Origin of the sequence: Dyella sp. C9 (assembly GCF_003332825.1) — a bacterium.
Taxonomy (GTDB): Bacteria; Pseudomonadota; Gammaproteobacteria; order Xanthomonadales; family Rhodanobacteraceae; genus Dyella.
Window position 1 is genome coordinate 1 of record NZ_QIRF01000030.1, and the last position, 9,811, is coordinate 9,811.

The window sequence follows — 9,811 nt, forward strand, 5'->3', positions numbered from 1 at the left end:
GCGGGGGTTGGAGGATGGGTAGCGGGGGCGCAGAGATCTTGCAGCGAGGTAGTCCGTGCGCGCGGCGCAACGATGTTCGCGCCCCTGCTACCCATCCCCCGCCCCTTCGCGCTGGCTTCCAGCAGCGCAACGCGGTCTAATCGCCGCTTGTTCTTACGTCCGACGCGTCGCCCAAGGAAGTACCCATGCGCGCCCTCCTGTTTGCCGCCCTCACGATGGTGGCCCTGCCGACCATGGCCGAAAAACTCACGATCGAACGCATCTTCGACGGCGGCAGCCTCGCCGGCCCCGCGCCGCGTGGCCTGCAGATCTCGCCGGACGGCAGCCGCGTGCCCTTCCTGCGCGCCCGCCCGGACGACCAGTTCCAACTGGACCTGTGGGAATACCAGCTCAAGGACAACAAGACGCGCCTGCTGGTGGATTCGAAAAAGCTCGAGCCCAACGGCGAGCAGCTGTCCGATGCCGAAAAGGCGCGCCGCGAGCGCGAGCGCACCGCCGGCCTGCACGGCATCCTCAGCTACCAGTGGTCGCCGGACGGCAAGCAGCTCCTGTTTCCCATCAACGGCAAGCTCTACGTCTACGCGCTGGCCACGCCCGATGCGGCGCCCAGGCAGCTCGATGCCGGCGAAAACGTGATCGATCCGAAGATCTCGCCGAAGGGCCATTACGTGTCCTTCGTGCGTGACCAGAACCTGTGGGTCATCGACCTCAGCAGCGGCGAGTCGCACCAGCTCACCCACGACGGCGGCGGCACCGTGCACAACGGCGAGGCCGAGTTCGTCGCGCAGGAGGAAATGGACCGCAGCGAAGGCTACTGGTGGGCGCCGGACGATTCGGCCATCGCCTTCGAGCGCTACGACGAAGCCCGCGTGCAGGTGACCAAGCGCACCGAGCTTTACGCCGACCACACCGACGTGATCGACCAGCGCTACCCTGCCGCCGGCACGCCCAACGTGGCGGTGAAGCTGGGCCTGGTGTCGCCCACCGGCGGCCCGCCGCGCTGGATCGCCCTGGGCAAGGACAGCGACATCTACCTCACCCGGGTGAACTGGGTGCCCGACGCCCGGCACCTCACCTACCAGCGCATGCCGCGCAACCAGCAGCAGCTCGACCTGCGCCTGGTCGACGTGAAGACGCTGGCCCAGCGCACCCTGCTGAGCGAAACCAGCAACAACTGGATCAACCTCAACAACGACCTCAGCTTCCTCAAGGACGGCAAGTCGTTCCTGTGGGGCAGCGAGCGCAGCGGCTACCACCACCTCTACCTCTACGGCATCGACGGCAAGCTCAGGCACGCGGTGAGCGAGGGCGACTGGCCGATCGACGGCCTGCTGGCGGTCAACGAGCACAGCGGCACGGTGTTCGTCGCCTCCAACAAGGACGCCGTGCCCGAGCGCCAGGTGTACGCGCTGAAGATCGATGGAAGCAACGCGAAGGCGCCGGTGCGCATCAGCCAGGGCGCCGGCACGCACATGGCCGAGTTCGCGCCCGACGGCAGCTTCTACGTCGACACCTTCTCCAGCATCGACACGCCGCCGCAGGTCAGCGTGCACAAGCCCGACGGCAGCTTCCTGACCTGGATCGAGCCGAACAAGCTGGACGACAAGCATCCGTTCTGGCCTTACCGCGACAGCCTGATCAAGCCGGAATTCGGCACGCTCAAGGCCGCCGACGGACAGACCCTGTACTACCGCGTGTACAAGCCGGCCGGCTTCGACCCCACCAAAAAGTACCCGGTGTTCGACACCTACTACGGTGGCCCCAGCGCGCAGCTGGTCACCAATGCCTGGGGCGATTACTTCAACCAGTACATGGCCAACCAGGGCTTCGTGGTGTTCACCCTGGACAACCGTGGCATGGCGCGGCGCGGCCACGCCTTCGAGACGCCGATCTACCAGCAGCTCGGCGCCGCCGAGGTGGATGACCAGCTGGCGGGCATCCAGTGGCTGAAGTCGCAGCCGTGGGTGGATGGCCGCCACATCGGCGTGTTCGGCTGGAGCTACGGCGGCTACATGACCACCATGATGCTGGCCAAGGCTTCCGACCAGTTGGCCGGTGGCGTGGCGGTGGCCCCGGTCACCAACTGGCGCCTGTACGACACCTTCTACACCGAGCGTTACCTGGGCCGCCCGCAGGACAACGATGCCGGCTACACCCGCAGCTCGCCGCTGGCCTGGCTCGATGGCCTCACCAGCAAGCTGTACCTGGTGCACGGCATGGCCGACGACAACGTGCTGTTCCTCAACTCCACCGAACTGATGGCCGAACTGCAGAAGCGTGGCACCCAGTTCCAGTTCATGGCCTACCCGGGCGCCAAGCATGGCCTGAACCTGCCGGGTCAGCGCAGCCATGTCTATCACCTGATCGAGAACTTCTTCCAGCAGCAGGTGAAGGGCGCGAGCGCGCCGAAGTCCGCCGCCACGCAGCCGGCCGCCGCCGCCACGACGAAGTAACACCGCCATACCCGTAGGAGCGCACCCTGTGCGCGACCGCCGACGGGCAGGCAAGCGCGGTAACCGGTCTTCGCGGACCGGGAAGACCCGCCAACGGCGGGTCGCGCACAGGGTGCGCTCCTGCAGGGGCGTTGCCCAAGAAAAAGGCCGGCTTTGCAGCCGGCCTTTGGTTTCGGTCAGAGTGCGTGTCCCGCGCCCGAGTCGCCCTGCTCCAGCGGCGGCGGAGTGCCGGCCACGGCCAGCAGCGACGTGGCGTAGCCGTCCTCGATGCTCACCGTGGAGACCTCGTCCCAGGAGAAGAACGAGGGCTCGCGCAACCATTCGGCATCCGGCGAGATCTCCTGCATGTTGAAGCCGTCTTCCTCGACGTTGATCAGGCGCCCGATGTAGCAGACCTCCGACTCGTCCTCGCTGTCGACGTGCACGCCGATCACCGGGGCTTGCGCCGCGGCGGCCTGGATCACGCCGCGGATGTCGTCCAGCGGGAAGCCCCGCGGCGGACGCGGCATCAGGTGCTTGAGCGCCAGCGCCTTCTCCATGAACACCGCGTGCTTGTCCGGCGCCTCCAGCTCGGAGACGTCGCGGTGACGCATGACGTACATGCCGTCATAGGTGATGCCGTCGCCGACTACCCACAGCAGGAAGAATTCACGGCCCACCCCGCCCACGTAACCGCAGAAGCTGCCGTGTTCGAGTTCGCCGCGCCACAACCGCACCAGCTGATGCTGCTGCTGCGCTTCGCGCAGCTGGGCCCGCTGACCGGTCGTCTTGAGTTCAATCACATTTCCCATGGGTAGAATTTTAACAGCTGGGGCCTGACCCCTTGTTTACAGGATGTAACGGCTGAGATCCTCGTCCTTGACCAGGGTTCCCAGGTTTTTATCGACATATTCGGCGTCAATAACGTAATTTTCGCCGGATTTGTCCGCAGCTTCGTAGGAGATCTTCTCCAGCAGGCGCTCCATGACCGTGTGCAGGCGGCGGGCGCCGATGTTCTCGGTGCGCTCGTTCACCTGGAAAGCCACCTCGGCCAGGCGGTCGATGCCGGTGTCGGTGAAAGCCACCGTCACCCCTTCGGTGCCGAGCAGCGCGATGTACTGCTTGGTCAGCGCGTTGTGCGGTTCGCGCAGGATGCGCTTGAAGTCCTCCACCGACAGCGCAGACAACTCCACGCGGATCGGCAGGCGACCCTGCAGCTCAGGGATCAGGTCCGAGGGCTTGGCCAGCGAGAACGCGCCCGAGGCGATGAACAGCATGTGGTCGGTCTTGATCGGGCCGTACTTGGTCGACACGGTGGAACCTTCCACCAGCGGCAGCAGGTCGCGCTGCACGCCTTCGCGGCTGACGCCGGCACCGCCCCACTCCGAGCGCTGCGCCACCTTGTCGATCTCGTCGATGAACACGATGCCGTTCTGCTCGGCGGCCTGCATGGCCTGGGTGCGCACTTCTTCCTCGTTGAGCAGCTTGGCGGCTTCTTCCTCGATCAGCAGCGGACGGGCCGCCTTGATGGCCAGCTTGCGCTGCTGGGTCTTGGCGCCGCCCAGGTTCTGGAACATCTGGCGCAGCTGCTGGCCCATTTCCTCCATGCCCGGGGGCGACATGATCTCCACGCCCACGTTCATGGCGAAATCCAGCTCGATCTCGCGCTCATCCAGCGCACCCTCGCGCAGCTGCTTGCGCAGCTTCTGGCGCGTATCGGCCTGGGCATCGTTGGCTGGGGCCGGATCGTGGCTCCAGTCGCTGGCCTGCTGGCGGCGCGGCAGCAGGGCATCAAGGATGCGGTCCTCGGCGCGGTCCTCGGCCAGCGAACGCACGCGCTTCATGGCCTGCTCGCGGGTGAGCTTGTAGGCCACATCGGCCAGGTCGCGCACGATGGATTCGACGTCCTTGCCGACGTAGCCCACCTCGGTGAACTTGGTGGCTTCCACCTTCACGAACGGCGCATTGGCCAGCGTGGCCAGGCGGCGCGCGATCTCGGTCTTGCCCACGCCGGTGGGACCGATCATCAGGATGTTCTTGGGCGTCACTTCGTCGCGCAGGTTCGGCTCCAGCTGCATGCGGCGCCAGCGGTTGCGCAGCGCGATGGCCACGGCGCGCTTGGCGTCGTGCTGGCCGATGATGTAGCGGTCGAGTTCGTTGACGATTTCGCGGGGAGTGAGTTCGGACATGGGGTCACCGGAATGTGGGGTGATTCTTTTCGCCCGTCATTCCCGCGAAAGCGGGAATCCAGCGTCTTTCGTGCACCACAAAGGCCCTGGATTCCCGCTTTCGCGGGAATGACGATGTCGAAGGGCGCTTACAGCTCTTCAATCGTGGTGTTGTGGTTGGTGTAGATGCAGATGTCGCCGGCGATCTTCAGCGCGCGCTCGACAATGGCGCGGGCATCGAGGTCGGTGTTCTCCATCAGGGCCAGCGCGGCGGACTGCGCATACGGGCCGCCCGAGCCGGTGGCGATCAGGCCATGTTCGGGCTCCAGCACGTCGCCGTTGCCGGAGATCAGCAGCGAAGCGTCCTTGTCGGCCACCGCCAGCATGGCCTCAAGGCGGCCAAGGCGCCGGTCGGTGCGCCATTCCTTGGCCAGCTCCACCGCCGAGCGGGTGAGGTTGCCGCCGTGCTTGTCCAGCTTCTGCTCGAACAGCTCGAACAGGGTGAAGGCATCGGCGGTGGCGCCAGCGAAGCCGGCCAGCACGTCGCCCTTGCCCAGGCGGCGGATCTTGCGCGCATTGGCCTTCATCACCGTATTGCCGAGGGTGACCTGGCCGTCGCCGCCGATCACGATGCGGCCGTTGCGGCGCACCGAGACGATGGTGGTGGCGTGAAAGGATTCCATGGAAGCTCCGGAGAGTACGAATTCGCCAGAGGTTGGGGCCCCGGCCGCCAAATCCAAGCCAGGTGCCCGTGCAGGAGCGCACCCTGTGCGCGACCGCGGCGCTCCGAACCGGCTCCGGTGGCCGGTTGTCGCCGGTCGCGCACAGGGTGCGCTCCTGCACGGAAGAGGCGGCCTAGCGGCGGTTCCAGGCGACTACCAGCACGGCCGCCGCCAGGCACCACACCAGCAGGGCGCCGCCCAGCGCCGGGAACAGACGCAGCCGGCCGACCAGCCAGTACAGCGAGCCCAGGTAGGCCAGGTAGGGCAGCACCGCCCACATGCCGAACACGATGGTGGTGCGCAGCTCGGCGGTGCCGCGCTCGCTGCCCACGATGTAGTGCGCCATCAGGGCGAAGGTGGGAAACAGCGGTAGCAGCCCGGCGATGTAGTAGTTGCGGGTGCGCGACATCAGCCCGATCAGCAGCACCATCACGGCGCCCACGCATGCCTTGAGCAACAGGTTCACGGTGGGATTCATTTGCGCCGCGCCCGCGGATGCGCCGCGTCGTAGACCTTGGCCAGGTGCTGGAAATCGAGGTGCGTGTAGATCTGGGTGGTGGCGATGTCGGCGTGACCGAGCAGCTCTTGCACCGCGCGCAGGTCGCCGGAGGATTCCAGCATGTGGCTGGCGAAGGTATGCCGCAGCAGGTGCGGATGGATGCGCTTGGGCATGCCCTGCAGCAGGGCCAGCTGCTTCATGCGCAGCTGCACGGTGCGCGGGTTGATCGGTGCACCGCCGCGGCCCTTGAACACCGGCTGTTCCGGCACGATGCCTTCGGCCTCGCCCAGGGCGCGCAGCGCCGCCACCGCGTGGCGGCCCACCGGCACGATGCGCGTCTTGCTGCCCTTGCCCAGCACGCGCACTTCGCCGGCGTGCAGGTCCAGGTCGATCCAGCGCAGGCCGGTCAGCTCGGACAGGCGCAGCCCGGAGGAATAGAACAGCTCCAGCATGGCGCGGTCGCGCAGGCTCAGCGCGCCTTCGGCGGGCGCCTCCACCAGCTGCTTGGCCTCGTCCACGTCGAGCACTTCGGGCAGCTTGCGGTGCACCTTGGGGCCGCGCACGCCGGCCAGCGGATCATGGCCGAGCAGGCCTTCGCGGCTGAGGTGGCGGAACAGGCTGCGGCAGGACGAAAGCAGGCGCTGCAGGCTCTTGGGCGAGAGGCCGCCACGATGCTGCGCGGCCACGAAGCCCCGCATGCGGTTGGGTTCCAGCGCGTCGAACTGTTGCACGCCCTGCACTTCCATCCAGGCCAGCAGCTTGGCCAGGTCGCGGCGATAGCCGTCGATGGTGTGGGGCGAGGCATGGCGTTCGCCCGCCAGGCGGGCCAGCCAGGCGTCGACGTGTGACTGCGCGGACATCGGTGCGCTTACACGCCTTCCTGGGAGCGCCGCAGCGCCGCGGTGACGGTGGCGGCGATCATCTTCAGGAACAGCGTGCCCATGCCCGGCTGGAAGTGGTCCGGGTCACCACTGCCGATGGCCAGGATGCCGAACTCGCCCAGCGGCATGATCGCGCTGGAGCGGATCTCCGGCGCATGCTCGCCGAACAGGCGGTACAGGCGCTCGGCCGACAGGCGGCCGGCGACCGGTTCGTGGTGGGCCATGAATTCGGCGAACTCCGGCACGGCGTGGCGCCCGCCGGGCACATGCACCAGCCAGTCGGCCGGTGGCAGGCCGATGGGGCCGAACAGCAGCAGGCGCACCTGGTCGGTCTTGAAGTCCTCGGCCAGCCGCGCCACCACGCTGCGTGCCGCCACGGCCGGCGTGGTCGCGCGCAGCACGGCCACGTTGAGGTCGTGCACGCGCTGCATCAGCCGCTCGTTCTCGGCGGCGATCGCCACCAGGCCGGCCAGTTGGCGCTCCAGCTCGGTGTTCTTCTCGCGCAGGCTCTGCAGCTGGTACACCGCCAGCGAGGCCACCGGCCCCTGCTCGCGTGGCAGGGTGAGCTGGGCGGCAAGCTCCGGGTAGTCGCTGAGGAATTCGGGATGGCCGCGCAGGTAGGCAGCCACGTCGCTGGCGCTCAGGGTGTCGGCGAGTGCGGTGTCGGACATGCGCGGTTACCTCTAACCAGGGAGCCTAGGGACGGTGCGTCGCGGTTCCGAGTGTGCGATGCCCGTGTGTCAGCTTTCAACACGCCCGGCGAGCCATTCGCCCTCGAACACGAAAGCGGCCGGACCGGTCATCCACAGCGTATGGCCGGGACCGGCCCAGTCGATGGTCAGTTCGCCGCCAGGCAAGGCCACGCGCACGCGTTCATCCACTTCGCCGCGCAGCCGCATCACCGCCATCGCCGCGCAGGCGCCAGTGCCGCAGGCCAGGGTCCAGCCGCTGCCACGCTCGTGCACGCGCAGGCGCAGCTGCTGGCGGTTCACCACCTGCACGAACCCGGTATTGGCACCTTCGGGAAAGCGCGGGTGGCCGGTCAGGGCAGGGCCCAGCCGTTCCAGCGCCGGGGCCTGCAGGTCATCGACCACCACCACGGCATGCGGATTGCCCATCGATACCGCGCCGATCTCGACGATTTCGTCATCCAGCTCGACGGCATAGCGCGCGGCCTCGCGGTCGGCGCGCAGCGGTACCTGCGCCGGGGCAAACACCGGCACGCCCATGTCGACGGTGACCTCGTTGGGCCCGAGCAGGCGCACGGCCACCGGGCCCGAGGGGCTCTCCAGCCGCACGGTCTCGTCGATGGCCAGCTCGCCGGCGCGATGCAGCCATGCGGCCACGCAGCGCACGCCGTTGCCGCACTGGCCCGAAGCCGAGCCGTCGGTGTTCCAGATGCCGTAGTAGAACGCGCACGTCGGGTCGCGTGGCGGCTCGATGCTGATCAACTGGTCGAAGCCCACGCCGGTGCGGCGGTCGCCGATCGCGCGGATCCGCGCCGCATCCAGCGCGAACGGGTGGCGCCGGCAGTCGACCATCACGAAGTCGTTGCCGATGCCATGCATCTTGGTGAAGGCCAGCGTCATCACATGAACTTGCCGCCGGTGATGCGGCCGTCCTTGTCCAGCTCGGGGAAGTAGCGGCTGTTGTCGTTGCGCAGCTCGCGCGTGCTGGGCGAGCCCGGCATCACCAGCTGTACGTCGGGGTAGGCCGTGCGGAATTGCGCCGGCGTCGGATGCGTGGCGATGAAGGCGTCGAATGCCTTCAGGTCAGTCACGTAGCCGTGCACCGGCACCGGGGCCGCCGGGTTGGCGGTCGTCGCCGCAGGCGTGGCCGGGGTCGCTGGATGCGCCGGTGTCGTGGCCGGCGTGGCCTTGGGGATGTACAGCGGTCCCTTGTTGCCGCAGCCGGCAAGCAGGGCGGCAACGGCACACAACGGCAGCAGCAGGAGGGATCGGCGCATGGGTCGGTTTTTCCGGCAGAGATGCCGCTGAGTATAGGGAAGGCCCAAAAACGTGGCGAGCCAAGCGCTTGTATGCCCGGCAACACCACGCGGCGGCCAGGCCAGCCGCTATGATGCCGCCGTCGCCGCCCCGCGCGGTACGGAAGTTGAAGTACGACGTATGGACTGGACCGCGCTGCTGCGCCTGCCGACGACGATCCTGCTGATCCTGGCAGCGATCGCGCTGTTCTTTACCCTGGTTCAGCTGGTGGCACTGCGCCAGCGCCTGCATGGCGGCCAGCCGGTGGCCGCGGCGGGTCGTGCGGTGCTGGTATTGGTGGCGTTCGCGCTGACCCTGCTGCTGGCCGGGATGGGCTGCGCCCTGCGTGGCTATCGCCTGCTGAGCGAAGAGGCGCCGGTGGTGGAGATCGACGCGCACATCCTGTCGCCGCAGCGCTGGTCGCTGGTGCTGCACTGGCCCGATGGCTCCAGCCGACAGCTGGAAGTGGCCGGCGACGCCTGGCGGCTGGAGGCGGTGGTGCTGAAGTGGAAGTCCTCCGCCCTGCTGGCCGGGCTGCCGCCGCTGTACCGGCTGGACCGGCTGTCGGGACGCTACGATGATCCCGACGACGAGGCGCACGCGCCGCGCACGGTCACCGATTTCAACGAGGCAGGCAGCTTCGACCTGCTGGACCTGCACAAGCAGTACCCACGCTGGGTGCCTGACGTGGACGTGCTGTTCGGCAGCGGCGTGTACCTGCCGCTGGTCGACCAGGGGCATTACACGGTGAGCCTGATGCGCACGGGGGCGCTGGTGGCGCGGCCGGATGAGGCGACGGAGCAGCGCATCGCGCAGCCGTTCTGATCTCGCCATGGGGCGGGCTCATCCTTAGGGCCACACCCCCACTGTAGGAGCGCACCCTGTGCGCGACCGCCTTGCGCCCCAGTCCTTCCACTTCGTCATCCCAGCGAAAGCTGGAGGAGCTTCACAACAGCCGAAGGCTGGTCATCCAGTGACTTTCGCTTTCGGTTGCAACGCTCCCGCCAGGTTGCCGCCTACGCGGCGGGCGTTTCGATCGCCTGCCGGCGCTCGAGTCACTTTTCTTTTGCTGGCCCACGCACGCGCCTGGAGCGCGTGCGAACGGCGAAGCCGGCCCGTAGGGC

The 9,811-nt window shown here is 67.8% G+C and carries 10 protein-coding genes; 2 read left to right on the forward strand and 8 right to left on the reverse strand.

The window, feature by feature from the left end:
- The first annotated feature begins 185 nt into the window (after window positions 1–185).
- Window positions 186–2,453, forward strand: coding sequence for a S9 family peptidase (locus DVU99_RS19460; RefSeq protein WP_114241895.1), 2,268 nt, complete (start codon window positions 186–188; stop codon window positions 2,451–2,453).
- 176 nt (window positions 2,454–2,629) lie between these two features.
- On the opposite strand, the gene DVU99_RS19465 is transcribed toward DVU99_RS19460, so the two are convergent.
- From DVU99_RS19465 to DVU99_RS19500, 8 genes are all read right to left on the reverse strand, one after another.
- Entirely contained in the window at window positions 2,630–3,244 is a 615-nt protein-coding gene (locus DVU99_RS19465) for a hypothetical protein (RefSeq protein WP_114241896.1), read from the reverse strand.
- Window positions 3,245–3,280: 36 nt separating this feature from the next.
- On the reverse strand, window positions 3,281–4,621 hold the full coding sequence (hslU, locus tag DVU99_RS19470; RefSeq protein ID WP_114241897.1) for an ATP-dependent protease ATPase subunit HslU: 1,341 nt from the start codon (window positions 4,619–4,621) through the stop codon (window positions 3,281–3,283).
- Window positions 4,622–4,749: 128 nt separating this feature from the next.
- Window positions 4,750–5,283, reverse strand: coding sequence for an ATP-dependent protease subunit HslV (hslV, locus tag DVU99_RS19475; RefSeq protein ID WP_114241898.1), 534 nt, complete (start codon window positions 5,281–5,283; stop codon window positions 4,750–4,752).
- A gap of 172 nt (window positions 5,284–5,455) precedes the next feature.
- Complete coding sequence (locus tag DVU99_RS19480; protein WP_198670400.1) at window positions 5,456–5,800, reverse strand: GlpM family protein; 345 nt, start codon at window positions 5,798–5,800, stop codon at window positions 5,456–5,458.
- Window positions 5,797–6,681, reverse strand: a complete 885-nt coding sequence (gene xerC, locus DVU99_RS19485; RefSeq protein WP_114241900.1) for a tyrosine recombinase XerC — start codon at window positions 6,679–6,681, stop codon at window positions 5,797–5,799. The genes DVU99_RS19480 and xerC overlap by 4 nt, the downstream gene beginning before the upstream one ends.
- An 8-nt stretch (window positions 6,682–6,689) precedes the next feature.
- Window positions 6,690–7,373, reverse strand: a complete 684-nt coding sequence (locus DVU99_RS19490) for a DUF484 family protein (RefSeq protein ID WP_114241901.1) — start codon at window positions 7,371–7,373, stop codon at window positions 6,690–6,692.
- A 69-nt stretch (window positions 7,374–7,442) separates the two neighbouring features.
- Entirely contained in the window at window positions 7,443–8,291 is an 849-nt protein-coding gene (gene dapF, locus DVU99_RS19495) for a diaminopimelate epimerase (protein WP_114241902.1), read from the reverse strand.
- On the reverse strand, window positions 8,291–8,668 hold the full coding sequence (locus tag DVU99_RS19500; protein ID WP_114241903.1) for a lipoprotein: 378 nt from the start codon (window positions 8,666–8,668) through the stop codon (window positions 8,291–8,293). Before DVU99_RS19500 ends, dapF begins: the two co-directional genes overlap by 1 nt.
- A 160-nt stretch (window positions 8,669–8,828) precedes the next feature.
- Here DVU99_RS19500 and DVU99_RS19505 point away from each other — a divergent pair, with 160 nt between their 5' ends.
- Window positions 8,829–9,512, forward strand: a complete 684-nt coding sequence (locus DVU99_RS19505) for a hypothetical protein (RefSeq protein WP_114241904.1) — start codon at window positions 8,829–8,831, stop codon at window positions 9,510–9,512.
- Window positions 9,513–9,811 lie beyond the last annotated feature (299 nt).

Coding starts and splice junctions, on each gene's coding strand:
- DVU99_RS19460 (WP_114241895.1), top strand. CDS start 186: ATGCGCGCCCTCCTGTTTGCCGCCCTCACGATGGTGGCCCTGCCGACC.
- DVU99_RS19465 (WP_114241896.1), bottom strand. CDS start 3,244: ATGGGAAATGTGATTGAACTCAAGACGACCGGTCAGCGGGCCCAGCTG.
- hslU (WP_114241897.1), bottom strand. CDS start 4,621: ATGTCCGAACTCACTCCCCGCGAAATCGTCAACGAACTCGACCGCTAC.
- hslV (WP_114241898.1), bottom strand. CDS start 5,283: ATGGAATCCTTTCACGCCACCACCATCGTCTCGGTGCGCCGCAACGGC.
- DVU99_RS19480 (WP_198670400.1), bottom strand. CDS start 5,800: ATGAATCCCACCGTGAACCTGTTGCTCAAGGCATGCGTGGGCGCCGTG.
- xerC (WP_114241900.1), bottom strand. CDS start 6,681: ATGTCCGCGCAGTCACACGTCGACGCCTGGCTGGCCCGCCTGGCGGGC.
- DVU99_RS19490 (WP_114241901.1), bottom strand. CDS start 7,373: ATGTCCGACACCGCACTCGCCGACACCCTGAGCGCCAGCGACGTGGCT.
- dapF (WP_114241902.1), bottom strand. CDS start 8,291: ATGACGCTGGCCTTCACCAAGATGCATGGCATCGGCAACGACTTCGTG.
- DVU99_RS19500 (WP_114241903.1), bottom strand. CDS start 8,668: ATGCGCCGATCCCTCCTGCTGCTGCCGTTGTGTGCCGTTGCCGCCCTG.
- DVU99_RS19505 (WP_114241904.1), top strand. CDS start 8,829: ATGGACTGGACCGCGCTGCTGCGCCTGCCGACGACGATCCTGCTGATC.